This is a genomic window from Leifsonia stereocauli, assembly GCF_038432415.1.
GTDB lineage: Bacteria > Actinomycetota > Actinomycetes > Actinomycetales > Microbacteriaceae > Orlajensenia > Orlajensenia stereocauli.
On the sequence record NZ_JBCAUN010000002.1, the window covers coordinates 727,508 to 754,094 of the forward strand.

Annotated in this window: 23 protein-coding genes; 14 read left to right on the forward strand and 9 right to left on the reverse strand. The window is 71.0% G+C overall.

The genetic code is table 11. From position 1 onward, the window contains the following. The first annotated feature begins 39 nt into the window (after nucleotides 1-39). From AADV74_RS12290 to AADV74_RS12315, 6 genes are read left to right on the forward strand one after another with little or no spacing between them, the layout of a single operon-like run. Nucleotides 40-1,005 (forward strand): AAA family ATPase, encoded by a 966-nt coding sequence (locus AADV74_RS12290; RefSeq protein WP_055824636.1) that lies wholly within the window; start codon nucleotides 40-42, stop codon nucleotides 1,003-1,005. Then, complete coding sequence (locus AADV74_RS12295; RefSeq protein ID WP_342114457.1) at nucleotides 1,002-2,372, forward strand: DUF58 domain-containing protein; 1,371 nt, start codon at nucleotides 1,002-1,004, stop codon at nucleotides 2,370-2,372. Before AADV74_RS12290 ends, AADV74_RS12295 begins: the two co-directional genes overlap by 4 nt. After that, a complete protein-coding gene (locus tag AADV74_RS12300; protein WP_342114459.1) occupies nucleotides 2,369-4,873 on the forward strand; it encodes a transglutaminase-like domain-containing protein in 2,505 nt (834 codons plus the stop codon). The genes AADV74_RS12295 and AADV74_RS12300 overlap by 4 nt, the downstream gene beginning before the upstream one ends. After that, nucleotides 4,870-6,375 (forward strand): DUF5684 domain-containing protein, encoded by a 1,506-nt coding sequence (locus tag AADV74_RS12305; RefSeq protein WP_342114460.1) that lies wholly within the window; start codon nucleotides 4,870-4,872, stop codon nucleotides 6,373-6,375. The genes AADV74_RS12300 and AADV74_RS12305 overlap by 4 nt, the downstream gene beginning before the upstream one ends. Beyond that, nucleotides 6,372-7,214, forward strand: a complete 843-nt coding sequence (locus tag AADV74_RS12310; protein ID WP_342114462.1) for a PP2C family protein-serine/threonine phosphatase — start codon at nucleotides 6,372-6,374, stop codon at nucleotides 7,212-7,214. The genes AADV74_RS12305 and AADV74_RS12310 overlap by 4 nt, the downstream gene beginning before the upstream one ends. Nucleotides 7,215-7,216: 2 nt before the next feature. Next, on the forward strand, nucleotides 7,217-7,897 hold the full coding sequence (locus tag AADV74_RS12315) for a hypothetical protein (RefSeq protein ID WP_342114464.1): 681 nt from the start codon (nucleotides 7,217-7,219) through the stop codon (nucleotides 7,895-7,897). Nucleotides 7,898-7,929: 32 nt separating this feature from the next. On the opposite strand, the gene AADV74_RS12320 is transcribed toward AADV74_RS12315, so the two are convergent. The 3 genes from AADV74_RS12320 to eccD are packed head-to-tail and all read right to left on the reverse strand — an operon-like array spanning nucleotide 7,930 to nucleotide 11,901. Continuing rightward, nucleotides 7,930-9,243: a S8 family serine peptidase gene (locus AADV74_RS12320; protein ID WP_342114466.1), complete on the reverse strand. Its 1,314-nt coding sequence runs from the start codon at nucleotides 9,241-9,243 to the stop codon at nucleotides 7,930-7,932. After that, on the reverse strand, nucleotides 9,240-10,559 hold the full coding sequence (gene eccB, locus AADV74_RS12325) for a type VII secretion protein EccB (protein WP_342114469.1): 1,320 nt from the start codon (nucleotides 10,557-10,559) through the stop codon (nucleotides 9,240-9,242). The genes AADV74_RS12320 and eccB overlap by 4 nt, the downstream gene beginning before the upstream one ends. A 4-nt stretch (nucleotides 10,560-10,563) precedes the next feature. Further along, nucleotides 10,564-11,901 (reverse strand): type VII secretion integral membrane protein EccD, encoded by a 1,338-nt coding sequence (gene eccD, locus AADV74_RS12330; RefSeq protein WP_342114471.1) that lies wholly within the window; start codon nucleotides 11,899-11,901, stop codon nucleotides 10,564-10,566. Nucleotides 11,902-12,143: 242 nt separating this feature from the next. On the opposite strand from eccD, the gene AADV74_RS12335 reads away from it, so the two are divergent. The 8 genes from AADV74_RS12335 to eccCa all read left to right on the forward strand — a co-directional run bounded on the left by AADV74_RS12335 (nucleotide 12,144) and on the right by eccCa (nucleotide 22,846). After that, entirely contained in the window at nucleotides 12,144-12,458 is a 315-nt protein-coding gene (locus tag AADV74_RS12335; protein ID WP_056169003.1) for a WXG100 family type VII secretion target, read from the forward strand. 42 nt (nucleotides 12,459-12,500) lie between these two features. Further along, nucleotides 12,501-12,782: a WXG100 family type VII secretion target gene (locus tag AADV74_RS12340; protein ID WP_082510665.1), complete on the forward strand. Its 282-nt coding sequence runs from the start codon at nucleotides 12,501-12,503 to the stop codon at nucleotides 12,780-12,782. A gap of 73 nt (nucleotides 12,783-12,855) precedes the next feature. Beyond that, entirely contained in the window at nucleotides 12,856-13,233 is a 378-nt protein-coding gene (locus AADV74_RS12345) for a hypothetical protein (RefSeq protein WP_342114479.1), read from the forward strand. Then, nucleotides 13,230-14,564 (forward strand): S8 family serine peptidase, encoded by a 1,335-nt coding sequence (locus tag AADV74_RS12350; RefSeq protein WP_342114481.1) that lies wholly within the window; start codon nucleotides 13,230-13,232, stop codon nucleotides 14,562-14,564. The genes AADV74_RS12345 and AADV74_RS12350 overlap by 4 nt, the downstream gene beginning before the upstream one ends. A gap of 2 nt (nucleotides 14,565-14,566) precedes the next feature. Continuing rightward, complete coding sequence (locus AADV74_RS12355) at nucleotides 14,567-15,943, forward strand: hypothetical protein (protein WP_342114484.1); 1,377 nt, start codon at nucleotides 14,567-14,569, stop codon at nucleotides 15,941-15,943. Between the two features lie 140 nt (nucleotides 15,944-16,083). Next, nucleotides 16,084-17,445: a hypothetical protein gene (locus tag AADV74_RS12360; RefSeq protein WP_342114486.1), complete on the forward strand. Its 1,362-nt coding sequence runs from the start codon at nucleotides 16,084-16,086 to the stop codon at nucleotides 17,443-17,445. Next, complete coding sequence (locus AADV74_RS12365) at nucleotides 17,442-18,899, forward strand: RDD family protein (RefSeq protein ID WP_342114487.1); 1,458 nt, start codon at nucleotides 17,442-17,444, stop codon at nucleotides 18,897-18,899. The genes AADV74_RS12360 and AADV74_RS12365 overlap by 4 nt, the downstream gene beginning before the upstream one ends. Continuing rightward, entirely contained in the window at nucleotides 18,896-22,846 is a 3,951-nt protein-coding gene (gene eccCa, locus AADV74_RS12370; RefSeq protein ID WP_342114489.1) for a type VII secretion protein EccCa, read from the forward strand. The genes AADV74_RS12365 and eccCa overlap by 4 nt, the downstream gene beginning before the upstream one ends. A gap of 40 nt (nucleotides 22,847-22,886) precedes the next feature. Here the strand turns inward: eccCa and AADV74_RS12375 are convergent, their stop codons facing one another. The 6 genes from AADV74_RS12375 to AADV74_RS12400 form a co-directional block, all read right to left on the reverse strand. After that, entirely contained in the window at nucleotides 22,887-23,180 is a 294-nt protein-coding gene (locus AADV74_RS12375; RefSeq protein ID WP_342114491.1) for a WXG100 family type VII secretion target, read from the reverse strand. A 73-nt stretch (nucleotides 23,181-23,253) separates the two neighbouring features. Then, nucleotides 23,254-23,712: a hypothetical protein gene (locus tag AADV74_RS12380; protein WP_342114493.1), complete on the reverse strand. Its 459-nt coding sequence runs from the start codon at nucleotides 23,710-23,712 to the stop codon at nucleotides 23,254-23,256. Beyond that, on the reverse strand, nucleotides 23,702-24,088 hold the full coding sequence (locus tag AADV74_RS12385; protein WP_056168977.1) for a hypothetical protein: 387 nt from the start codon (nucleotides 24,086-24,088) through the stop codon (nucleotides 23,702-23,704). The genes AADV74_RS12380 and AADV74_RS12385 overlap by 11 nt, the downstream gene beginning before the upstream one ends. Further along, nucleotides 24,088-25,158 (reverse strand): hypothetical protein, encoded by a 1,071-nt coding sequence (locus tag AADV74_RS12390; RefSeq protein ID WP_342114496.1) that lies wholly within the window; start codon nucleotides 25,156-25,158, stop codon nucleotides 24,088-24,090. Before AADV74_RS12390 ends, AADV74_RS12385 begins: the two co-directional genes overlap by 1 nt. 60 nt (nucleotides 25,159-25,218) lie before the next feature. Further along, nucleotides 25,219-25,515 carry a hypothetical protein gene (locus tag AADV74_RS12395; RefSeq protein WP_342114498.1) on the reverse strand — a complete coding sequence of 99 codons (297 nt, stop codon included), beginning with the start codon at nucleotides 25,513-25,515 and terminating at the stop codon, nucleotides 25,219-25,221. Further along, a complete protein-coding gene (locus AADV74_RS12400) occupies nucleotides 25,512-26,498 on the reverse strand; it encodes an NADP-dependent oxidoreductase (RefSeq protein WP_342114500.1) in 987 nt (328 codons plus the stop codon). Before AADV74_RS12400 ends, AADV74_RS12395 begins: the two co-directional genes overlap by 4 nt. Nucleotides 26,499-26,587 lie beyond the last annotated feature (89 nt).

A 26,587-nucleotide genomic window follows, 5' to 3' on the forward strand; every position in this document is an offset into this window, starting at 1 on the left:
TCCGTTCTTCCCCAGCATCCTTCGAGAGGACCCAACAGCATGACGATCGCCCCCGAGCAGGCCGCCTGGTTCACCGACACGTTCTCGCTGCTCGCCGACAACGTGGAGCAGGCCATCCTCGGCAAGCGCCACGTCGTCGAGCTGGTGCTGGCCACGGCCATCAGTGAGGGCCACGTGCTGCTCGAGGACTTCCCCGGCACGGGCAAGACCGCCCTCGCCCGCGCCATCGGCCAGACCATCACGGGAACGAACTCGCGCATCCAGTTCACTCCAGACCTGCTGCCCGGCGACATCACGGGAATCACCGTCTACGACCAGAAGAAGGGCGAGTTCGAGTTCCACGCCGGCCCCATCTTCGCCAACATCGTTCTGGCCGACGAGATCAACCGCGCCAGCCCGAAGACGCAGTCGGCTCTGCTCGAGGTCATGGAGGAGGGCAACGTCACCATCGACGGCGTCACCCGGGCCGTGGGCGACCCGTTCCTCGTGCTCGCCACGCAGAACCCGATCGAGCAGGGCGGCACCTACCGACTGCCCGAGGCGCAGCTCGACCGATTCATGATCAAGACCAGCATCGGATACCCGGATGAGGCGGCGACCCTGCGCATCCTGCAGGGCGTCTCGCAGCCGAAGGGCGAGCTCACAGGCATCGTCTCGCCCGACACACTGGTGACGATGACGGACATGTCGCGCAGTGTCTATGTGAACCCGCTCATCTCCGACTACATCATGCGCATCGTCGACGCCACGCGTCGCGCCACGGAGGTGCGCCTCGGCGTCAGCGTGCGCGGCGCCATCTCGCTGTCGAAGCTAGTGATGACGTGGGCGGCAGCCCATGGGCGCACATTCGTCACCCCCGACGACGTGCGCGACCTGGCCATCCCGGCGTTCAGCCACCGCCTCGTCCTCGAGCCGGAGGCCGAGTTCGACGGCGTCACGGCCGCGGCCGTCATCGGCCAGATCCTGCTCGACGTCACCCCACCCCGTGAGAACGGGGCTGCGTGAGCTCTCCGACCGAATCCCGCCTCAGCCGCACCTCGGCTGCGACGGGAACCCGCACGCGTGCAGCGACCGTCACGCGCTACGCCGAGACCCGGCGCGGCGCGGTGGCCGGCGCTGTGTTCGGCGTGCGCCGGGCGACGCGGGTCGGAGCGAACGCCATACGGCGTGCCGTGGACTGGACCCGCGACACCGTGTCGCCGGCCGGACTGGTGCTGGTCATCGCCGTGATCGGCGGGGTCATCGCCGGGGTCGGCTTCGGCTGGGTGGAGGCCTGGGTGGTGGCGGCGATCGCGGCACTGCTGCTGTTGGCCTGCGTCCCGTTCCTGCTCGGCGCCCATGACTACAGGCTCGAACTCGTGCTCGATCGCGACAGGGTGGTCGCAGGAAGCACCGTCGGAGGTCACCTCGACCTGGTGAATCGCGGCGAGCGTGCGTCGCTGCCCGGTGTGGTCGACATCCCCGTCGGCCGGGGCCTCGTCGAGGTGCACGTTCCCCTGCTGCGCGCCGGCGCCCAGCACCGCGAGAACCTCACGATCGGTGCCGAGCGTCGCGGCGTCATCGACGTGGGCCCGATGACGATCTCCCGCGGGGACCCCCTCGGCATCCTGCACCGTGACATGAGCTGGCCCGACGTTCAGCGCGTCTACGTGCACCCCGTCACCGTGGCCATCCCGAGCACCAGTGCGGGTCTCATCCGCGACCTCGAGGGAACCCCGACGAGCGACCTGACCGACTCGGACCTCTCCTTCCACGCCGTGCGCGACTACGTCGCCGGCGACTCGCAGCGCCATGTGCACTGGAAGGCGACGGCGCGAACGGGCAAGCTGATGGTGCGCCAGTTCGAGGAGTCGCGGCACGCCCGCATCGCCATCCTGCTCGACCTCGACGCCGCGGAGTTCGAGACCGACGACGAGTTCGAGATGGCCGTGAGCGCAGCATCATCGCTCGGCCTCAACGGCGTGCGCGAGGGTCGCGACGTGCTCGTGGCTGTGAGCGCCCCCATCCCCGAGTTCTCCCGTGATGCCGTCATGAGCATCAACACCGTTCCGACCCAGACCCCGAAGGCCATGCTCGACGGCATGGCCGCCATCGAGTCCCGCGCGAACGTCATGCGACTCGAGGCCGTCACGGCCCTGACCGCCCAGAGCTTCCCCGACCTGTCGATCGCCTTCCTCGTCACGGGATCACGGATGCCGCTCACGCGCATGCGCCAGGCCGCCATCACCCTGCCCGCCCGCATCCGGACCGTCGCGGTGCGCTGCGAGCCCGGGGCCGAGCCCAGCATCCGCACGGCCCGCGAGATCACCGTGATCACGATCGGCGCCCTCGACGACCTGACGAAACTCCTCGCGAGAGGAGCCCTGCGATGAGCCGCCGTCTCGCTGCCCGGGAGCGGCGCACCGATCGCGCCATCGAGCTCTGGGGGCTCGGCTACCTGGTGCTCGGGGTGGTGCTCGCCACCGTCGCCGCCTGGCCGGTGTACCAGTCCTGGCGCGTCGTGCTCGTGGCCGTCGTCGGAGCCGTCATCGGCGGTGGGATCGTCCTCCTGGTGCGTCGTCTCGGCTGGCGCGGCATCACCGGCGCCCTGCTGACTGTGCTCGTGACCGTGGCCGCCTACGCCCTGGTCGTGGTCCCCGTGGCCATTCCCTCGGCCGTCACGGGAATCCCGGGCATCGCCCGCGGCATCCGTGACGGCATCGTCGGCGTCGTCGTGGGGTGGAAGCAGTTGCTCACCCTCGACCTTCCCGTCGGGGAGTACCAGGCGGTGCTCGTTCCGTTCCTCATCGTGACCCTCGTCGGCACCCTCCTCGGCACGACCCTCGTGCTGCGCGACGACAGGTGGACACCGTTGGCCGCGCTGCCCGTCGTCGCGATGGTGCTGTTCGGGGTGGCCTTCGGCTCCAGCGAGACCAGCGCGGCCGTCGACGTCTTCGGCGTCGAGCTGCCGGCACCGCGCGAGCTGCTCCTCGCCGTGCTCACCCTGCTCGTCACGGTGGGCTGGCTGCTCGGCCGCTCCAGGCTGGTGCGCGCCAGGGCGCTCGCCCGCGCCCGCGGCGGGACCGTGAGCGGTGGCGGCGGATCCGTCTGGATCGCCGTGCGCCGCAACGCCCTCGCTGTGGGCCTCATCGTCATCGCGCTGGTCGGCGGACTCGCCGTCGCCCCGGCTGCAGCCCAGCTCGCCGACCGCGACGCGCTGCGCGACGGCATCGATCCGAGCATCGTCGTGCAGAAGCAGCCGAGCCCACTGAGCGACTATCGCGGCTGGTTCGGCGTCGACGCCTTCGACACCGAGCTGTTCCGCGTCTCGGGTGACGTCGAGCGTGTCGGTCGCCTCCCGCTGGCCGTGCTCGACGACTACGACGGCGAGACCGTGCACGTCGCGGCGGACACGCGCTTCTCCCGCCTGCCGCGATCGGCCGGAGCCGGCGACGACCGCATCGACCTCGGGGTGAGGATCGGAGAGGGCTACAGCGGAGTCTGGGTGCTCTCGCCGTCGGCTCTCGCCGCAGCTCCCGATTTCGCCGGTCCGCGCGCCGAGGCCCTCGACGACGGCTTCGCCATCGCCGCAGACAGCGGAGGCGCCGTCGATGTCGCGCCCGCCGGCGACGACTTCGGGCTCCTCCCCGGAGACTCGTACACCCTGACGGCAGACGAGGAGAAGGCCACGGCCGACTTCGGCTCGGCTCAGGGTGTCGCCACAGGTCTCGACCCCGATGAGTACCCGGCCCTGCTGGAGTGGGCGTCGCTGCAGGAGCTGCCGCGCACCGGAGCCGGGCTGACCGAGCTCATCGACAGGCTGCGCGCGCGCGGCTACCTGAGCCACGGACTGCTCGACGACGCCGACTCCACCAGCTGGGTGCAGGCGCTCGAGGCCGACGGCCGGTACACCTTCCTCTCGAGCTACGCCGGGCATTCCCGGGCCCGCATCGAGACCCTGTTCACCTCGCTCGTCGACCAGCAGCGCCGGGCAGGAGCCAGGGCGACGGATGCGACCCTGGTGGCTGCGGTCGGCGACGACGAGCAGTTCTCGGTCGCCGCGTCGCTGCTGGCGCGGGAGTGGGGGTTCGAGTCGCGCGTCGTGGTCGGCATCCGCCTCCCCGCAGCCGACGAGGTTCCCGGTATCCCGGTGTGCACCGAGGTCTGCACCGGCTCGCAGATGAGCGCCTGGGTGGAGGTGCGCGACCCGCGAGGCGGCTGGGTGCCGTTCGACGTCACTCCCCAGTTCGCCAAGGCGCCGACCGCCATCACCGAGGGCGAGCAGCTGCCTGAGAACCCGACGGTTCCCGACGATGCGCAGAGCGAGGCCGTCGACCCGCCCCAGGCGCAGAGCGACGCCTCGGACGCCGACGTCGTGCCGACGGGTGACGACGCCGTCGCAGCGTCGGGATTCTGGCCGATCGTGCGCGGCGTCGCCATCGGTGCCCTGGCGCTTCTGCTCCTGCTGCTGCCCATCGCCGCCATCGTGCTGGCGAAGGTGCTGCGCCGTCGCTTCCGCCGCGGGGCGGCCGACGCCGAGGTGCGCATCGTGGGCGCCTGGGAGGAACTCGTCGACGGCTACGCTGATGCCGACGTGCCGTTCGACAGGCTGCCGAGCCGACTGCTCCTCGCGAGGTCCGTCGGGCGGGCAGCGGCCGAGCAGCTGGCCCGCGAGGTCGATCGCGCCGTCTTCTCCGAGCATCCGCCGACCGCTGCCGACGCCGACTCGGCCTGGAGCATCGTCGACGACGAGCGCCAGACGCTGCGGGCAGGCTCGTCGTTCTGGAAGCGCCTCGGAACAGCCCTCACCCTGCGGTCGTTCCTCGCCCGCATCCGCAGCTCGAATCGCCCCGTCACCGTGCCCCTCAGCATGCGCAAGGAGATCGCCCCATGAGTACAGCCACGTCGGATCCCTCGGCCGTCATCGGTGCACTCGTCGCCATGATCGTGGTCTTCTCCCTCCTCGGCATCGCCGTCTACGTGTGGGACGCCCTCGCTCTGTCGCGGCTGTTCCAGCGTCTGGGTGGCGAGTCGTGGAAGGGCTGGGTGCCCGTTCTGAACACGGCCGAGGTCTACGCGCGCGGTGGTGTCCCGGCCTGGTCGGTGGTGTTCCTGTTCATTCCGATCGTGAACCTGTACGGCATCTACCTGTTCGTCATCGCCACATACCGCATCAACCTGCTCTTCGGTCGGGGAGCAGGCAGCACAGTGCTCGCCGTGTTGCTGCGCCCGGTCTGGGCGACGCTGCTGGCCTGGGGGAGCACGTCGCCGGACCCCGAGCGCGGGCGGATGCAGTCCGTGCCCACGCTCAGTGAGCGGGTCGGCCCCCTGCTCGAGCCGGCCGCTGCTCCTCGCGACGCCTCGGGCTACGCCATCCCGCCGCGAGATCCCGCCTCGGATGCCGCTGTCGCCTCGTCGGCCGCCGTCGCAGCCGCCTCCGTGATCCCCGTCGCCGCCCCGGCTCCGGAACAGGCCCCGGACCTGCCGCCGGTCGCGCACGTGTCGATCGCCGAGACGATGGGACAGCCCGCCGCTCGGACCGATGCGACGACCGCGGTGACGGATGCCGGCGCGGAGGCCGCCGCCGCGCCCGACGCGACGAACCCGTGGGCGCCGCGCGAGCAGGCCGCCTCGTCGTCGGCTCGCGATCCCCGCGCCACCCCGCCGGCCGTAGCTCCGGTCGTAGCTCCGCCCGCCGCTCCGGTCGCCCCTCCTGTGGTGCCGCACGGCGAGCCGTCGCCTGCGCCCGCGCCGCCCGTGATCACCTCGCCGCCGGTGTTCTTCGAGCCCGTCCCGGCTCCAGCGACTCCCGCCGTGGTTCCGCCGGTCGCCGCGCCGCCGGTGATCCCGCCGGTGATCCCGCCTGCCCCGGCTGTTTCGGTCGCACCGGCTGAAGCTCCTCTGTTCACGCCTCCGGCCCCTGAGAAGGACGAGTCCGACGAGGACGACGACTTCGGCCACTACGACACCGTCATCACGGCCGGTCGGCCGAAACCGGCCGACGTCGAGGAGGAGACCGAGGACGACCTGGAGGCGACGGTCGTGGTCGATCGCCGGCCGCGCGTGCGCTGGCGGCTCGCCCTCGACGACGGAACCCAGCTCGATCTCACCGCGCCGCGGGTGGTGCTCGGTCGCAACCCCGTGGCGCAGGTTCCTGGGGAACAGGCCCTCGCGGTGCCCGACCAGACGCGTACGCTGTCGAAGACGCATGCCCGACTTCTCCTGGAGGATGGGGCGTGGACCGTGACGGACCTCGGATCCACCAATGGAGTGCTGCTCTACGACGAGCACGGCGGCGAGATCCTCGTCGACCCTGGCGTGGCTGTCTCCATCGCCGACGGGTTCGTGCTCGGCAAGGTGGCCATGCGTGTGACCTTCGTGGAGGAGACCCGGTGACGGCATCCGTTCAGCGTGTGGTGGTGAACGTCGCGGCGGTCACCGACCGCGGCCAGAAGCGTCAGGCGAACGAGGACTCGGTGCTCGCCGAGCAGCCGATCTTCCTCGTGGCCGACGGCATGGGCGGTTATGACGCCGGCGACCTGGCGAGCCAGGCGGTCGTGGCCGCTTTCCGTGAGTTCGTCACCGGCGGCGAGCTGACGACTCTCGACGAGGTCCGCGACGCCCTCGGCGCCGCCGACGACGCCGTCGATACCGTCTCGGCCGGTACGAAGCGCGGGGCCGGCAGCACTGTTGCGGGCATCGCCATCGTCGAGCACGACGGCAGGCCGCACTGGCTGGTGTTCAACGTCGGCGACTCCAGGGTCTACCGTCACGTCGGCAGCGAGCTGGAGCAGATCACGATCGACCACTCGCTGGGTCAGGAACTGGTCGACCAGGGGCGGATGCGCCAGGACGAGCTCGCGACATTCGAGAAGCGCAACGTCATCACCCGTGCGATCGGGGCTCCGGACAGCACGGCCGACAGCTGGCTGATGCCGGTGACCAATGGGGAACGGCTGCTCATCTGCTCCGACGGACTCACCTCCGAGGTGAATGACGAGGCGATCCGGGCGACCCTCACCATGAGCGGCGGACCCGATTCCGCCGCTGAGGCCCTCGTGCAGCGTGCCAATCGCGCGGGCGGGCGGGACAACATCACCGTCATCGTTCTCGACGTCGTCTCCGGCGGCGCGACCGGCGAGCCCACCGACACGACAGGAGCCCGCCTCACCGGCAGCGGCCTGACCGACTCCATGATCGACGACACGACCATCCCCGTGCGATCGGGCGTGTGATCGTGCCGGAGAGCAACCCGCAGGATGTGCCGGCCCTCCCCGATGAGGACGAGCGCACGGTGATCGTGGATCGTGGCGACGATGAGGACGAGCGCACGGTGATCGTGGATCGTGGCGACGACGAGGCCGAGAGCACGGTGATCGTGGATCGCGGCGACGACGAGGCCGAGAGCACGGTCATCGTGGATCGCGGCGACGACGAGGCCGAGAGCACGGTCATCGTGGATCGCGGCGACGAAGAGGCCGATGACGGTACAGCCGTGGTCGATCGGCAGCACACCTCGGTCGATGACGGCACCTTCGTCGTCGACCGAGCGGCCCACGACCGCGAGCAGCCCCTGTTCCGCCCGCCGGCGCCGCCGCGCGAGAAGGCGCCGCTCGTGCGCCGCGGTCGCCGCGCGCTGAGGCCGGCCCCGCTCGATCCGTCCCTCGTGCGCACGGCCTTGGAAGCGCCAGGCCCTGGCGCCGTCGCTCCGTACGGCCCGCGGTCCCTTCCGGAGCCGTCAGCCCCGCCGGCTCAGCTCGCGCCCACGGCATCGGCCACCCGCGTCGTCGACGGCAGCCTGCCGTCGGTCGAGGGCGAGGCCCGCCGACTGAGCCTCATCTCCGTCGGCGCCGTCGTCGCGGCATCCGTCATCTCGGTGGTCGGACTGGTGCTCCTGGTCGTCCTGCTGTTCGGCTGACCGCGGATCACGGCATCGGCCGTCGCCGCCGCTCAGAACTCCTCGTCGGCAGGCCGGTCCAGGAAGCCGAGTCGCGGGGGGCCGTCGGATGCCGATGCACCGCTGTCGGCATCGGCTCGACGGCGCCGGCGCAGCACGACGGCCGTCGCGATGATGCCCAGCAGCGTCGCACCGACGATCGTGATGAAAGCTGTGGCGGCGCTCGTGGCGGCGAAGGCGGACGAGCCGTCGCTCGGGGTGACGCTGATCGAGGGAGGCCTGACTGCGCTGCCCGCGGTGTCGACGAAGGGGCTCGCCGGTCCGCGAGTGGTCGCAGACGGCAGCAGGGTGATCGCGTCCGCCGGCTGGATGAGCCCCCACCCCGAGACGTCGTCGCGCTGATCGGGGTCTGTGCGCGCGGCGGTGGCCATCAGCCGGTAGGCCCAGCCGTCGGGCCCATCGGCCGGGTGGGCCGCCGCGACGAGGGCGGCCGCGCCGCTCACGTAGCCTGTGGCGAAGCTCGATGACGGCGCCTCGGTGGCGTACACGCAGTCGCCGGCGCCCGTCGCGGAGGTCGTGACCGACTGCGCCGGGGCCGACACGTCGACCTGCGGCCCGTGGATCGAGTCGTCCGTCACGGTTCCGGATGCATCGGATGCCGTCACGCCGAGAACCCCGGGATAGGCGGCCGGATACCGGGCGCCGTCACGCGCATCCTCCGCCGTCGCCCTGTTGCCACCGCTGGCGACCACGAGGCTCCCAGCCTTATGAGCTGCCGCGACGGCAGCTTGCAGCTCGGCGGAGCCGTCGACCTCGCTGAGGGAGACGTTGATGACGTCTGCGTCATGCTCGGCGGCCCACCGGATGCCGGCGGCCAGCCGAGCCGTCGTCGGACCGAAGCCGTCGCGCTTCGACTCGTCATCAGTGCCCCGGAAGACCCGGACTGACAGCAGTCCGGCGTCGGGCGCCAGACCGACGACGCCCGACTCCGGGATCTTGCGGGCTGCGATCTGGCCGGCGATGGCGGTGCCGTGTCCCTGAGGATCGCTCAGACCGTCGGCACGCTCGCCGTCGCCGACGAGGTCGATCCCGCCGACCACCGCGTCCTCGAGGTGCGGGTTGTCGGCGTCGATCCCGGAGTCGACGACGGCCACGATCACGCCCTCCCCGGTGCTCCGCTGCCACGCGGCCTCGGTCTGCAGCAGCGAGAACGCGGCCGGCCTCTCGGTCGAGAACACGACGTTGCCCGGCTTGCACACCTCGTCTGCGGCGACGGCCGGCGCGACACCGACTGTCGGCGACACCAGGAGACCGCCGGCGAGGAGGCCTCCGAGTACGACGGCGACGCCGATACCTCGGCGCGTCACTTCGAGCTCGCGGCCTCGACGGCGGGGCTCGCGCCGGCGGCCTCGGGGGAGAGCTCCGGTCCGGTCGGCAGGAAGTCGAGCCATCCGGGCACGATGGTCGCGACGTCCCTGCCCGAGTAACCCAGGCGTTCGAGGGAGTCGGCCGTCGTGACGGCGTAGGCGGTGCCGGATCCGTCGACGAGGAAGGCCGGAGTGCCAGACCCTGCCCGCACGAGCGAGCCCGCTCCCACGTCGACGCCGACGGGGTCTGCTCCGGTCACGTCGGACGAAGGCGCTGTGGCCAAGGTCGTCGTCGTGGTGTCTTCTGTCACGTCGGACAGGGCGCACGGCAGGAGTTCGGCGTCGACGGGAATGAGGATGTCACTCGGCCAGTCGCGTCCGCCCGCCGGGTCCGTCGCCGTGGGCAGGTCGCCGATCTCGGCCGGGCTCACGTCGACGACCTCGCCGTCGCTGGTGCCGAGGAGCTGCAACTGGTAGGCGACCGGAGTGAGCCTGGCGAGCTCGCCGGTGGACAGTGCGATGTACCGCTCGTCGTCGGCGCTGCCCTCGGGGTGCACCACGGCACCGACGCGCAGGTCGGTGCCGGCGATGGTGTCACCGGCACCTTCGACGGTCAGCGGCGCCAGGTCGGCACCGGGCTTGAACAGATTGAGCCAGCGGCCGTCGACCTCGATCGGGGCGGAGGTGCCGAGTCCCACGGCCCGAAGCACGGCGTTGGCGTCGTCGCTGTCGACGGCGTAGCGGTACTCGCCGGCGACGACGAACAGCTCGTCGGCGACAGTGACGACCGTGCCGCTGTCTGGGGCGTCCGTCGCGATGGGATCTTCGCTGATGCCGACCGCGGTCTGCCCGCGGCCGGTGACGCAGGCTGTCCAGCCGTCGGAGATGAGGGCATCCGGAGCAGGCAGGTCGTCTGGGGCGCCGACGATGCCCACTGTGCCGCCGACCGTGATGTCGGCCACGGTGTCCTGGTCGGTGCTGATGACGGAGAAGTCGCCGGCCGGAACGAGCAGGCGCGCGCTGGCCGTGTTGATGACCGGATGCAGCTCGCCACCGACGGTCAGGTAGCGTGCCCCGGTGTCGGAGACGAGCACGAGCTTGTTGTCCTCCCAGCCCTGCGGGAGGCCGGGGCGCACCAGCCCGTAGAACACGCCGCCCAGGATGACCATGGCCGTCAGGGCGACGCCGGCGACGACGGCCCGCAGCGGCTTGGCCGGGTCGAGCTCCTTGCCGCCGGGGGCGCCGCCGGTGAACGCAGAGAGCAGGCGCCGACGACTGAATCCCTGCGCCTCGATGAGGTCCTTCTTGGTCGCCATCGGGTTACGCGAGCCCGGCCGTGACGACGCCGAGGGGGAGCAGCAGAGCCAGGGCGAGCACCTCGACGGTGTCGGCGAGGCGCCCGAGACGCAGCCGCGCACGGGGGCTCAACAGGGTGAGGCCGACCAGGAGCGCGGTTCCGACCAGCAGCACGACGAGCATGCCGATGCGCAGGTCGGGCTGGGTGATGATGACGGTGAGCCCCGTGGCGGCGAGACCGAGAGCGCCGAGGGCCATGAGGGTCAGGACGCCGGCGCGGGCGTAGGTCTGGCGCGACTGGAACATCATGCCGAGGAACGCGAGGGCGCACAGCAGGGCTCCCGTGAGTCCGTTCGCGGCGACGAGCGGGGTGGCGGCGAGGGCCGAGAGGCCGAGGGCCAGCCGCAGCGACACCAGCACCCTGGCGCCCGCTGCAGCGCGACGCTTCACGTCTTCTGCGTCGATGGGGTCGGGTGCCGTGAAGATGTCGGCGTCGCTCTGGGGGGAGATGACCTGGATGCGCGTGGAGCTGAGCGCGAGCCACGGCAGGCCGTTCGCGAGCATCGCCGTGACGGCGAGCATGATCGAGTACGGCCCGACGGGGTCGAGCGAGAACAGCGCGGTCACGACGGCGGCCAGTCCGATGCTCGCACCGAATGCGAGGGGGACGAGGTGGATCTCGGGCTTCTTGGGGGTGAAGGCCAGTTCCACGCCGCCGACGACGAGCAGACCGAGGGCACCGGCTGCGACAGGCCAGCCCCAGAGCGGGTCGCCGGGCACGGCGAGGAAACCGGCGATGCCGCCGTACCCCGCAGCGGCCAGGCCCAGTGCTGCTCCGGCCTCGGTCTGGCCGAGGCGGGAGAGCACCACGGATGCCGCGATGAGCACGAGCGCCCCGGCGCCGGCGAGCACCACGGCCAGCGGGAAGTCGCGCCCGGTGCCGACGAGCAGGAGGGCGCACAGCGCCAGGAAGGTGACGCTCACGGCGAGAGCGGTGCGCGAACTGTCGCGCGGGGTCCACGAGCCGTGCTGCTCGCTCGTCGCATCGATGACGGCCTCGACGACGTCGTCGTAGACCCTGGCCTCGGCGAGGAGGCCGCCGCGGACGAGGGTGAGGAGTTCGCCGTCGTGCACGCCCTGGCTGCCGATGCCACGGGCGGGGTCGAGCGCAGACCCGTCGGCGCGGTTGAGCACGTAGCCGCCGTGCGCCAGTGACGGATCGAGCATGCCGAGGCGTCTGGCGAAGCCGGGCAGCAGCTCGATCAGCGGGATCTGCGCGGGCACGCCGACGTCGAGGCGTCGGTCCTCGCTGACGATCGACAACCGCAGCACCGCGCCCGCAGCGATCGCGGTCTGGCTCATGTCTTCCCCGTTCGTCTCGTCCGCTCGACCAGCGGATGACACGCGTTTCACTCTAGATGATCGAGGCTCAGCTCGCCGCTCGACCCCATCCGGGGTACGTCCCGCTTAAGGGGGGAATTGCTCACTGAGCGGATCTCGCTTAGGTTGGGTCGCGGTGACGCATTTGGGGGACGAAGACGCTGCCGAATTCTGGCCGCCCCCTCCAGTGATCGTCTACATCGGACGAATGAGAGGAATGGGTGATGGCTGACCAGATTTCAGCAGAAGAGGGTGCCCTCCGCAAGGGTGCCCAGGCAGTGCGCGAGACCAAGACCGGAGTCGACCAGCAGGTCAAGAAGGTCCGCGGCGAGATCGACCAGCTGCGTGGATTCTGGACCGGCGCCGCCGCCGGTTCGTTCACCACGCTGATGACGCGCTGGGACGAGCAGACCCGCAAGCTCAACGAGGTCCTCGTCACTCTCGAGGCCGCACTCGCCGGCACCGAGAAGGACCAGGCAGCCACCGAAGACTCGCACCAGCAGACCATCTCGGGCCTCGGCTCGATGATGGGCGCCTAGGCACCCGGAACACGGATCAAGGAGTAGATGAACATGCAGTCGATGTCAGTCCGTCCCGAGCAGGTCACGGCGCTCGCAGGTCAGATCCGCGGAGGTGCCCAGGGCATCCGCGCCGAGCTCGACCGCCTCGAGGCCGAGGTGGGCAAGTTGCGTTCAGCATGGGGTGGTGACGCTCAGCAGTCCTACGACCAGGCCCAGGCCAAGTGGAACGCCTCGCTCGGCGAGCTCCAGCAGCTGCTGCAGCAGATCTCCGGCAAGACCGAGGAGATCGCCGCGCAGTACCTGCAGAGCGACAAGTCGTCGGCCGGGCGCTTCTCGCTCTAGGCCGCTGCCGGCGGGCCGGGAGTTCATCCCGGCCCGCCGACCACTTCACACGATCGCTGAAAGGAGCCCCATCATGGCGAGCATCATCCAGGTCATCCCCGACCTCGTGACGAGCGGTCTCAAAGACCTCCTCGAGGGGCTCTCCGCTCTGCCTGAGCCCAGCGAGCTGCAGTCCGAGGGCGTCAGCGTCGGCGTGGCCTCCCCCTTCCGAACGGAACTGGCCGAGACCGCCGTGGTTCTGAAGGCGGCGACCCGCTCGATCATCGAGGAGCTCCAGGCTGCGGAGGACGCCATCCGCAAGACCGTCGCCCAGCTCGTGCAGAACGACGAGAGCATCGCCGACGATGCCAAGGCATTCCTGAACTTCCTCGATGCCGCGGTCGCCACCGAGCTTCCGCCGGTGACTCCCGTCGCGCCCGCTGGCGGCGGAACGCGCAACATGATCCAATGAGGCGCGGTTCCGCCCGCCTCATCGCCACGTTGGCGGCGACAGCGGCACTCGTCGTCGCTCCGGCCCTGCCGGCCACGGCAGCCGTCGACGGCCCCGGCCTCTGGTACGTGGACGCGTTCCACCTGCCCGACGCCTGGGCTGCGGGCTACACGGGTGAGGGAGTGACCGTGGCCATCATCGATTCGCAGTTCCACCCCGGCATCCCCACGCTGGCCGCTGCCGATCTCACCGTGCGCGAGCCGTCGTTCTGCGCCCAGGAGGACGGAACGGCGTACCCGGCGACGACTGACGAGCTGACGGCCAAGCACGGCACGAACACGGCCTCACTCGTCGTCGGAGACGGCAGTGGGATCGACGGGGCGCGCGGTGTCTTCGGTGCCGCTCCAGGAGCGACGCTGCTCTACTACAACGGTCAGATCCAACCGCCGACGGTGGCTGGGCGGCAACCGGCCGGCCGGTGCGACCCGCTCGACGGGGAAACCTCGATCACGACGATCGACGCCGTCAACGCCGCCATCGACGATGGTGCCGATATCATCTCCATATCCCTGGCGCTCGATGCAGATCAGGACTGGATCCCGACCATTCTGCGCGCTGCCCGGGAGGGTGTCGTGATCGTCGCCGGTCTCCCCGACAAGCCGGGCAGCCAGCCCGACGGGTTCGCGCGGTACAACAGTGTCGTGGCCGTGCAGGCGATCGGAGCCGACGGCGCCGCGCTCGCCACCGATGGTGTGCCGAACTCCTTCGAGAAGGTCACCGTCGCGAATGCCGGACTCGGGATCCTCACCCAGGGATCGAGCTGGGACACTCCCGCCGCCGAGAAGAACTGGACCGATCAGGCGCTCGGGGATGGCACGTCCTACGCCACTCCGCTCACGGCCGGCTTCCTCGCCGTGGTGAAGCAGAAGTATCCGAAGGCGACGGGCAACCAGCTCATTCAGACGCTGATCCACAACACAGGGGCGGGCAATCCCGACCTCATCCATGACAACACCTACGGCTACGGCACCGCGTCACTGACGACCATGCTCTCCGTGGACCCGACGACCTATCCCGATGTGAACCCGCTGATCCTCGACGATCCCGATACCGTGCCGGCTGCAGCCGAGTTCGCGCAGACGTCGGCAGCGCCGTCGGCCTCCGAGTCGCCATCGACGGCGCCGGTGGCCTCCGACGACGACACCACAGGGCTCGCCGTGCCGGTCATCATCGGGATCGCCGTCGTCGGCGCGCTCGTCCTCGCCGGACTCGTCGTCCTGATCGTGGTGCTCGCGCGTCGTCGCCCGAGCGCATCCCCGCCGACCACCGGCCAGACCCAGACAGGAGCATGACCATGGGCAAGTACGAAGACCAGCTCGCCGCCATCGGCGCCGGAGCCGACTGGAACATCGAGAAGATCCAGACCCTGTCGCTCGCGCTCGGCACTCTCCAGCGCACCATGGCCACCCTCGCCGCATCGCCGGGGTGGGAGGGAACCTCCGCCGACGACGCCTCAGAGGTGTTCCAGGTGCTCAAGAAGAAGTTCACCGTCGTGCAGGATGCCGTCACCCACATCGAGACGACGGTCTCGCAGGCGAACTCGGCCCGAGCGGATGCGGTGTCCTCGTCGTCCGATCTCCCCTCGGCGAAGGTCGACCCGTTCTGGCGCACCGCGGTGACGGCCGGATCCACCGTCGTGCACCCTGTGCTCGGCCCGCTCGCGTCGGACACGGCCCTCGACGTCATCGAGGGGTTCCTCGGCAACCAGCGCGAGGATGCGGCCAAGAAGAAGGTGGAGAGCCTGGGCGGCACTCTCGAGGAGCACCGCGTGGAACTCCAGAAGAGCCAGGATACGCTTCGAGAGATCCAGGCGATCGGTTTCGGTGAGGTCTCCATTCCGAAGGACGACGGACCCACGGGGCCCACCATGCCCGGAGGCGGCTACCCGGGCGGCGGCTACCCCGGTGGCGGCGGCTACCCGGGTGGCGGCTCGACTCCGGGATCGAACCCCGGCGGCCACGTGGGCTCCGTGTTCCACACGCCCGACTTCTCCGGACCCGACACGACGGTGACCGATCCGACCGGCCCGACCACGCAGGGTCCGGATTGGTCCGACCCGACGCCGGAGGGCCCCGTGTACGAGACGCCCGACTTCGGAAGCGACCCGTCCACACCCTCGGTCGATGACGGCGGCCCCGGCTACATTCCCGGTGGCGGCAGCGGTGGACCCGGCGTCGGAACCCCCGGCGGGCTGGGCGGGTCGGCCGGCAACGGCTCCGGCGGCCCGTCCCCACTCGGTTCCGGCGTGATCGGCGGCGGCGCCGGTGCCGCGCTGCTGGCGGGATCGAAGCTCGCGGGCGGCGGAACGGCGGGACTCGGCGGACTGGGCGGCTTCGGCGGTGCCGGCGGCGTCGGCGGAGCGGGTGTCATGGGGGGCCCCGGCGGTGCCGGTTCCACCGCGGGCGCTCGGTCCAGCGGTGGCCTTCTCGGCCAGGCCGGTGGAGCCGGCGGCGGCGCGAACGGCGCCAACGGTTCCTCTGCAGCTCGCGCCGGTGGAGCATCCGGAGCAGCGGGCGGCCGCCCCGGAATGATGGCCGGCGGCCAGCAGGGCGGCGCCTCCGAGGAGAAGGCCAAGGGTCAGGGCCTCGGCGGCTACATCGCCCCCACCCTCGATGACGACGAGGAGAGCGGCCCCCGGTCGAAGGGCGCCGGCGCCGGCGGACGCGGCTGACGCGCGGTCGGTCGCGCTCTCGACGATGCGCACGACCGGCTCGGCGTGCACGCCACCACTCGCGCGCAGGTGGCAGGATCTAGCGTGGGAGCCTCGCCGGGCTCCGACGTGCTGAACGGCGAAGGACCAGGGGGAGACGCATGAGCACTCCCGCCGTCGAACGCCGTCGGCTCGCCCTGCTCAGCGACAGCGGGCGCTTCGACATCGCCATCCCGGTGGACGACAGACTCGGCGACGCGCTGCGTGCCGGGGGTCTTCCCGTCGGCGACGGCCGCCACATCGTGCTCGACCGCGACGGAATCGAGATCGCCCCCGAGACCCCGGCCATCGATCTCGTCGATGGCGGGCTCTACAGCGTCGTCGATCTGCGGGCGGATGCCGCGGTGTCGGCGCGTGCAGCCCGCGAGTCCGGCAACCGGCGAGTCGACCACGGCACACCGTGGTGGATGCTCGCCGTCATCGCACCCCTCGCCCTCGCGGCCGTCGCGGTCTCGGTCGACCCCGGCATGCGCCTGCTCACGAGCATCGTGCTGGGACTCGCCGCCGTCATCACCGCCGTGGTGTGGGCCGCGCGTGCCCGGGCCGGCATGGCCGGCGCCGTCGCGCTGCTCGCACCGCTCGCCCTCGCCTTCAGCGCCGGCGCCCTCGCTCCGCCGCCGGGGCTCGAGGACGGCGCCCGTCTGGCCGTCGCCGCCGGATTCGTCGCCGCCGCCGTGCTGAGCGCCGTGCTCACTGCGACGGCGGCAGCCGCGGAACTGCGTGCCGCAGCCGGCACCGTCGCGATCATGCTCGCCGTCCTGGCCGCGGTGTGGGGTCTCGCCCTGCTGATGCACTGGGAGGAGCCGGCCGCTGCAGCGGTCTCGCTCGGCGCCGTGCCGCTCGCGCTCCGCGCACTGCCCAGTACTCTCGTGAACCTCCCCGAGGGCTACTTCATCGACTACAAGCACTTCATCGGGAACCGCTGGACCGTGCGCGGCGCCATCCCCGAGTCGCCCGGGGCCATCAGGGTGGAGACCGTGCGGGCCGTTGTCGACGGGTCGTCGGCCCGTCTCGTCGCCGGAGCCGCCCTGCTCAGCATCATCGCAGCGGTCTTCGCCCCGATCGCACTGCTGCAGCCATGGGGGAGCGACCCCTTCGTCGTGACCGGCGGCATCGTGCTCATCGTGTGCGTCGAGATCTCGCTGCTGCTCACTCCGAGGCACACCGCGGGACTGCTGCTGCGCTGGATGCCGCGAGCCGCGGCAGCCGTCGTGCTCGTCGTCGCCGCCCAATTGGCGCTCACCACCCTCGAGCCGCTCGCGCTCAGCCTCATCGCGGCAGGGCTGTTCCTCGCGGCCGTGATCGCCGCGGCCATCGTCGTGCCCGCGTCGCGCGGCGCCTCATCGCTGGCGTGGTCGCGCACGGGCGACGTGATCGAGTGGATCGCCGTGGCCTTCGCACTGCCCGCCGCACTGCTCTACGCGGACGTGCTGAGCCTGCTCCGTGGGATGATGGCAGGATGAGCGACCGCGGAGGATTCCCCGGGCGCGCGGGGGTTCCGGCATTGCCTCCCTCCGGCGTGCCCGCACTGCCCCCTGGCCTGCTCGCGCCCCAGCCGGGGCTCGAGGGTTCGTCGCCGGACGCCGCCCCGCAGCAGGCTCCGGGCGGCCCGGCCGACGCGCGTCCCGACGCCGTCGTTCCGGCATCCGCGGCTCTCGCAGCGGCTCCCACCGTCGCAGCTCCCGCTGTGCCGACCGCGGCCGGTCCGCGCCGTATCGGCGGATCCCTCGGCACGGCATTCGTCGGACGCCCGGCGACGGTCGGTCGTCGCATCGCCGCCTTCAGCATCGACGTCGCCGTCGTCGCCGGAATCGCCGTCGTCGTCTGGCTGCTCACGGGCACTCTCGTGCTGGGCGCCGTCGTCGCCATCGAACTCGCCGTCGGCCTGTGGATCATCGAGTCGCGTACGGGCATCACGCCGGGCAATGCAGCCATGCGACTGCGCACGGCCCGTGAGGACGGCCCGTTCTCGCCCGGCGTCGGTCGAGGATTCGTCCGCTGGTTCATCACCGGCGCCGGCTTCCTCGCCGCCGGCGTGGGCGCCTGGGTCGTCGTCGCGTCGAGCGCATGGGACGCCTCGGGACGCGGCCGCTCCTGGGCGGACCGTGCCGCACGCACCCTCGTCGTCGCCGTCCCCGCCCGCAGCCGGACCGCAGCGCCGGCCGGCTCGCGCGGCATCGTGCTCGCGGCGCCCCTCCTGGTGACATCGACCCGGCGCGCTCCGGCCATGCTGGTGTCGGACGACGAGAACTCGGCCAGCGCCTCATTCACCGGCGCGCCCTCCTCGGTTCCCATCGCCGTCGAGTCCGCCTCGGTGCGCGGCGCATCCACGGCCGGTGGAACCGCAGACGAGCGGATGCCGCAGCTCGACGCACCGGCCCCCGCTGTCGAGCCCCGGAACGCAGGTCGGCGAGCGGATGCGGCCCCCGCGGTTGCCGCGACCATCGACTCGACTGCGGCATCCGTTGCAGCATCCGTGTCCCCACCGACGGGACGCCGCGCGGCCGCCGTCCCCGTCGACCAGGCTCCGGCTGCCGACGCCTCGGCGTCCGAGACCGGAGCCCTGCTCCTCATCTTCGACACCGGTCAGCGCGAGCAGCTGCCCATCCCCGTGGCCGTGAACCTCGGACGCAACCCGTCGGCCACGGACCAGGGTGACAGGCTCATCTCGGTGCGCGACCCGGAGTCGACGGTCTCGAAGACGCACCTGCGGCTCGAGCACTCGCGCGGTCGCACCTGGGTCACAGACACCAACTCCACGAACGGAACCGAGATCAGAAGCGATGACGCCGCCTCAGCGCCCCTCCTCCCAGGCAACAGGGTGCTTCTCGATGAAGGGGACCGCGTGCGCATCGGCAACCGCACCTTCACCGTGAGCATCCTCATGGCGCACGAGAGTGCGGACAAGGCCCGATGAGCGGTCCACGTCTGGCACCACCCCGCGTCCCGTCGGGCACCATCACGGTTCAGCCACCGCCGGAGATCGCCCCGAGCGACGGCGGCGGCGGACTGCTCAGCTCCATGCTGCCGATGCTCGGCTCGATCGGCGCCATCGTCATGGTGAGCGTCTCCAACACCGGACCGACGGGTTTCATCACCGGCGGCATGTTCCTGCTCTCCTCCCTCGGATTCGTGGCCGTGAACGGATGGCGACAGCGATCGCAGCGGACCTCGGCGACGCTCGCCGCCCGCCGCGAGTACCTCGCCTACCTCACCGAGCTGCGACGCACGGTGCGAGTGGCGTCGAAGCAGCAGCGCCGGGCCGGCAACTGGCAGCATCCGGCACCGTCGACCCTGCCGTTCATCGCCGAGGAGCGCACCCGCGTCTGGGAGCGCTCGCCCGCCGACGCCGACTTCCTCGCCGTGCGCGTGGGCACCAGCGACCAGCCGCTGTGCATCACGCTCGAGGCGCCGGAGCTTCCCCCGCTCGCGCAGCTCGATCCCGTGGCCGCATCCGCAGCCCATCGCTTCATGCTCACCCACGAGGTGCAGAAGGACCTGCCGCTCGGCGTGACCCTGCGCGACTTCGCCCGCATCGAGATCACCGGCGACGAGAACGAGTCGCGCGGGCTCGCCCGCGCCATGCTGCTGCACGCCGCGACCATGCACGATCCCGACACCCTGCAGATCGTCATCGCCGCTGAGGACGCAGCACTCGGGCAGTGGGAGTGGGCCAAGTGGCTGCCGCACACCCACTCGCGTCAGTCGACGGACTCCCTCGGCGCCGCGCGCATGATCGGCTCGAACGTCGCCGACCTCGCGGCCCTCATGCCCGCCGACGTGCGCGAGCGCCCGCGCTTCGCCCGCGACGGCTCGACGCCTCTCACTCCCCATGTCGTCATCGTCACCGACGGCGCGCGCATCCCGCTGAGCGACGTGCTGCTCGCGGGCGACGGCACCGCGGGCGTCACCGTCATCGACCTGCCGGCGCGGTGGGGCGACCTCGAGAACCAGAACGCCCTGCGCATAGCCTTCGATGCGGAGCGACCGGGTCGGGCGGAACTCCTGACCCTGCAGATCCCGGCGCGCTCGTTCCACCCCGACACCATCAGCATCGTGGAGGCCGAGGCCACAGCGCGTCGCCTGCTGCCGTTGTTCTCCATGACGAGCACGGCGGTCGCCACGCGCTCCACCGCCAAGCAGGCCGATCTCGTCGACCTGCTCGGGCTGCCCGACGTGCGCGACATCGACTTCGACGTGTCGTGGAGGCCTCGCCTCGAGCGCGACCGCCTGCGGGTGCCCATCGGCCAGGACACCAACGGCGCGCCGATCGTGCTCGACATCAAGGAATCGGCCCAGCAGGGCATGGGCCCGCACGGTGTGATGATCGGTGCGACGGGATCCGGAAAGTCCGAGGTGCTGCGCACCCTCGTGCTGGCCCTCGCGCTGACGCACTCGCCAGAGCAGCTCAACTTCGTGCTCGTCGACTTCAAGGGTGGAGCCACCTTCGCCGGGATGGCGGGCATGCCCCACGTCTCGGCCATCATCACGAACCTCGGCGATGAGATCTCGCTGGTCGACCGATTCCAGGACGCCCTGCAGGGTGAGATCGTGCGCCGCCAGGAGCTGCTGCGCTCCTCGGGGAACTTCGCCAACGTCTCCGACTACGAGAAGGCCCGTCGGGGCGGACGCAGCGAACTGCCCCCGCTGCCGTCGCTGCTCATCGTCGCCGACGAGTTCTCCGAGCTGCTGGCCGCCAAGCCCGAGTTCGTCGAGAGCTTCGTGAACATCGGCCGCGTCGGCCGCTCGCTCCAGGTGCACCTGCTGCTCGCCTCGCAGCGCCTCGAGGAGGGCAAGCTCCGCGGCCTCGACACCTACCTGTCGTACCGCATCGGCCTTCGCACCTTCTCGGCAGCCGAGTCGCGCACCATCCTCGGTGTTCCCGACGCATACACCCTGCCCCAGCAGCCCGGTGTCGGCTTCCTCAAGAGCGACACCGAGACGATGACGCAGTTCCGCGCGGCCTACGTGTCTGCGCCGCCGCCCCGTCGACGCCGCTCGATCGACACCGGCCGCTCGGACTCCGGGGCGGCATCCGTCGAACTCTTCACGGCGGCCGCCGTGCACACGGCAGCTCCCGTCGAACCCGAACTCGACGCCCCAGTCGCCATCGAACCCGAGGAGTCGCGCAGCACCTTCGAGATCGCCGTGGCACGGATGTCGGGACGCGGTCCCGTCGCCCACCGCGTGTGGCTGCCGCCGCTCGAGGTTCCGGCGACTCTCGACCAGCTCTTCGGGGACCTCGCCGTCGACCCGACGCTCGGCCTCGTGTCGGCGCGCTGGCGCGGGGCCGGAGCGCTCACTGTGCCGCTCGGCATCGTCGACGTGCCCCTCGAGCAGCGCCGGGAGAACCTGGTGGTCTCGCTCGGCGGCGCCGCCGGTCACATGGTCGTGGTCGGTGCGCCGCTCAGTGGCAAGAGCACGCTCGCGCGCACCACGATGATCGCGCTCGCCCTCACCAACACCCCGCTCGAGGTGCAGTTCTTCGTGCTCGACTTCGGTGGTGGCGCCTTCTCGGGGCTGCAGGGCTTCCCGCACCTGAGCGGGCTCGCCACCAGGTCCGAACCCGACATCGTGCGCCGCACCGTGGCCGAGGTCACCGGCATCCTCAACGCCCGCGAAGTGTTCTTCAGGCAGAACGGCATCGACTCCATCGACACCTATCGGCAGCGGCGCGCCGCAGGCCAGGTCGATGACGGCTACGGCGACGTGTTCCTCGTCATCGACGGCTGGGGGACCCTGAGATCCGAGTTCGAGTCCCTCGAGGCGAGCATCCAGACGATCGCCGCCCGCGGCCTCACGTACGGCGTGCACATCGTGATCACGGCTGCCCGTTGGCTCGAGCTGCGGGCCAACATCAAGGACCTCATCGGTACCCGCATCGAGCTGCGGCTCGGCGACCCGAGCGACTCCGAGACCGACCGGAAGGCCGCGGCCAACGTCACGGCCATCCCGGGCCGCGGGCTGAACCCCGCCGCCCTGCAGATGCTCACGGCCCTGCCGCGCATCGACGGAGTCGCGGCATCCGCGAGCCTGGCCGATGGCATCGACCACCTCACCGAGCACGTGCGCGCGGCCTGGACCGGGCCCGCCGGACCGAAGCTGCGCCTGCTGCCCGACAGCATCACTCTCGACGAGCTGCGCGAGCTGGTGCCTGCGGCGTCACGCGAGATCGCGCTCGGCATCGACGAGGCCGACCTCGCGCCGTTCCTGATCGACCCGTCGGAGGAGCCGCACCTGTTCCTGTACGGCGACGCAGGCTCGGGCAAGTCGTCGATGCTGCGCGCGTACGCCAACGAGATCATGCGGCACTACGGCCCGAGCGAGGCCAAGATCTTCGTCGTCGACTACAGGCGCGCTCTGCTGGGCGACATTCCCGACGAGTACCTCGGCGCCTACCTGAGCTCGCACGAGATGGCGTCGGGTGGCCTCGGTGAGCTGGCCGCGTTCTTCCAGAGCCGCATCCCGGGCCCCGACGTCTCGCCGGAACAGCTGCGCGCCAGGTCGTGGTGGACCGGCGCCGAGGGCTTCATCCTCGTCGACGACTACGACCTCGTCGCCACCTCGCAGGGCAACCCGCTGGCCGTGCTCGCTCCACTGCTCGCGCAGGCGGGCGACCTCGGGCTGCACGTCATCCTCACGCGTCGCGCCGGTGGCGCCAGCCGGGCGGCGTACGACCCGATCATCCAGCGCCTCACCGACCTCGGCACCACCGGAATCCTGCTGAGCGGAAACCCCGAGGAGGGCCAGCTCATCGGCAAGGTCAAGGCCGTTCCCGCTGTTCCGGGTCGTGCGCAGATCGTCAGCCGCAGCCGCGGCGTCGTGGCGGCGCAGCTCGCCTGGGTGCCCCCGCGCTACAGCTGAGGCCGCGCGGGTGCCGCTGGAGGCATCCGCGGGTCTCGCGTCAGAACGACCAGACGCGCGCGTGAGCCTCGTCCATGGCGCGGAAGCGCTTCGTGCCGGAGTGGGCGACGGCCGACACGTCGCGGGCGGCCTTCTCCATGATGCGGATCGACCGATCCCAGTCGCGGTGGGCCCGGTCGTAGGCGTCGGAGGCCTCACCTGACCATTCGGTGCGCAGCACGGCCGCCCGGCGCTCGAGGTCGTCGAGCAGGCGCTGCATCTCGTCGATGGCCGCATCGATGCGGGTGACGGATGCCTCGATGACGGTGTCTTCCACTCGGATCTCGCGGCTCATGATCGCTCCTTCGGTCTCGGTCGGGTGTTCGCGCCGTGCGCTTCGTGCTGTTTCTTCGCGCTACTTCTTCGCGCTACTTCTTCTCGGTGCAGTCGAGGTCGCCCGTGAGGGTCGCCGCACTGTCGAGGGCGACGGTGGGGAGCCCCGAGTCATCCAGCGGGCCGACTCCTCCGACGACGCCGTCGAAGGAGACCCCGTCCTCGGTGGCGGTGAACGGCTTCCCCGAGGTGAACCAGAGGTCGTCGGTGACCTGCAGCGTCACGATCACGCTCTCGTACGAGCCACTGTCGGCGTTGGCGACGAACGGGAGAGGGTCGTCGCCGTTCCGCTCGGCCGTGGTCGAGTAGAAGACGCGCTCTCCCAGGGTCTGGCAGGCGAGCCCGGGGATCTCGACGTCGGCGCTCTTCGCGTCGCCGTCGATCGTGTAGCCGACCGTCACCGACTGGGGCTGTGACGCCGCGCCGGAGCACCCGGTGAGTCCGAGGAGGAGGATCGCAGCGGCTCCGGCGCCGAGAATCCGATCAGCGCGCACCGGCCGAGCCGCCCGTCGATCCGTCGGGACGTCCGGTGCCGGGCGGGCGTCCGGCGCGGATGTCTGCCCGGAAGGCCTCGCGCTCGGCGGGGTCCATCGCGGCGAGGTATTCCTGCAGCGACTGGCCGGCTTTCTCCAGCAGCGGCTGGAATTGCGGCAGGTCCATCATGTCGCGGGCGCTGCGGCGGCCGTCGAGCACGTCCTGGGCGAACCGCTGGATCGCCGGGTCGACGGGAGCGAAGCGCAGGCGTTCCATCGAGTCGCGCAGCATGCGCCCGGTCGGGCTTCCCGGGTCGATCGTGGGGAGCATCCGTGGTCCGTCGGAGGGGTCCGAGCCGTTGGGCGCCGTCGTGGGGTCGAGAGGAGGTTCGTTCATCACACCGTGGGGTTGTCGTAGGGAAGGGGCTTGGGGAGCTCGACGCCGCCGGCGAGGAACTGGGCGAAGACGGCCACGCCGGCGCCGAGGGCGTCGAAGAACAGCAGGGCGCTCTGCACGACGTCGTAGGCCTCGTGGGCGAGCCACGCCATGTAGGCGAGGGTCCCGGTGCCTGCGAGGTAGCCGATCACGGTGCCGACGACGGTCTCGACCAGCACGGTGCCCGCGATGTAGAAGAAGGCGGCGGCGATCGCCGCGTCGAGGATCTGCGCGAACAGGTCTGCCACGAGAGCAGCGGTGTCGTGCATGCCGCGGGCGACGACCTCGAACTCTGGGGCCAGCGTGCCGATCTCGTCACCGGCTTCGCGCACCAGGCGGGCCATCTCGGTGAAGAATGCGTTCGCAGCGTCTGCGCCCTGACCGGTCCACGTGTTCGCTCCGACCGACATGGCGTAGCCGATGTTCTCGGACTGGGAGACGTGGTAGCCCTTCAGGCTCTCCAGGGCGTGGGTGACACGGAACAGCGAGTTCCAATCCCCGGAGAACTTCTTCGAGATCTCATCCAGGTAGTTCCAGTCGAAGATCCAGTCCAGGATCTGCGCGACCACGGTCGACGGGCTCAACCAGTCGGTCGTCAGGATGACGCTGACCAGGTCGGATGGCGGCTCGCCCTCGGGTGTCACCAGAGCGTCACCGGGCGGCGACGGCTTCACGTAGACCGCCCTGCTCGTCGGAACCGACATCGGAGTGCCACGTTCGACGGGCTCGGGGTAGGCGGCGTCGAGGTCGCGCTCGATGGCGTCGTCGAGTTCGATCGACCTGGTCGCCGTCGCGTCGAGTTCGTCGGCCGAGAGGTCGAGCGAGTTCGCGAGGTCGGTGAGGTAGGGCTGGATCGCGTCCTTGGTCTGGTTCGCCGCGTCGAGCGCCTTCGCGAACAGGAAGGCCGTGTCGACGATCGTGAGGCTGAGGTTCGTCGCGACGTAGCTCGTGGCGGGCGGAACGGCATCGGACAGGGTGCGCAGGGTCTTCGCGTGGGTGTTCAGCGCAGACGGGTCGATCGCGAAGGCCACAGACGTCCTCTCGGTTCCGGTCGGAGGACGCGCGAATGATCGCTTCCCCCGACAATCAACCTACCTGTCCGCTTCGCGTTCCGCGCTGTCCGCCGCTCGCCAGCCGACGATCGCGACGAACACTCCGGTCACGCAGGCGAGCAGCGCGAGCACGGCGGTGATGCCGATCGCGAACCAGGCCGGTGCGGCGCCGCCGGTGCGGTTCGCCCCGCCGCTGCCGACGACGGTCGAGAGGTCGCCGCCGGCGCGCGCGGCGATCACGACGGCGGCCACTGCGCAGAGCAGCCCCACGATCACGAACACGCCGCCGACCACGATCGAGCGCATCTTCGATGGCGCCCTCCGCTCGCCCGTCACAGCGCCGGCTCCTCGGCCGCGCGGACGACGACCTTGCCCCGCACATGCCCGCCCTCGACTGCGCGCTGGGCGTCGGCGCCGTCCTCGAGGGGGAATTCGCGGTCGACGTGCACCCGCACGGCACCCGATTCCAGGAGCGCGGCGATCTCGGCGAGCATCCGCCCGTCGGCAGGCACGTTGTACCCGGTGGCTCGGATGCCGCGGGCTGCGGCATCCGTCTGCATGGTCGGCCAGCTTCCCGTCGGCGCGTTCACCAGGCACCCTCCCTCGCGCAGAACCTCGAGTGAGCGGGAGCCGGTGTCGTCATGCACGTTGCCGATGAGGTCGATCACGACGTCGACGTCGCTCACGACGTCCTCGAAGCGCTGGGCGGCGTAGTCGATGGTCTCGTGCGCGCCGAGCTCCCGCAGGAAGGCTGCGTTGGCTGCGGATGCCGTGGCGATGACGTGGGCTCCGGCGAGCCGGGCGAACTGCACGGCGAAGTGGCCGACGCCCCCGGCGCCGGCATGCACCAGCACCCTGTCGCCCGCGCCGATCCCGGCCAGCTGCAGCATGCCCCATGCGGTCTGCGCGGCGACGGGAGCCGCTGCAGCCTCGACGTGGCTGAGGTTCGCAGGCTTCACGGCGACGGCTGTGGAGGCGACGGTCACGAACTCGGCGAAGCTGCCGCCGACCCGCGGCACGCGTCCCATGCCGAAGACGGGCGTGCCGACGGGGAACGGATGCTGCGCATAGGGCACCGCGGCGACGACACCCGAGAAGTCCGACCCGCCGATGAACGGGAATGAGCTGATGGCTGCGGATGATCCGCGCCCCGAGCGCGTCTTCACGTCGATGGGGTTCACGCTCGCCGCGATGACGCGCACGAGCACTTCGTCGGCGATGCGCAATGGCATGGCGACGGCGGCTAGGCGCAACTCGTCGGCGTCGCCGAGGCGATCGACGACGAGGGCGCGCATGGTCTCGGGGAGAGGTTCCGGCATGGCTTCATTCTGCCCCCTCCGCCCGCTGAGGCCCGGCCGAAGCCCGCCCCTCCGCCCGCTGAGGCCCGGGCGAAGCCCGCGGCCGAAGG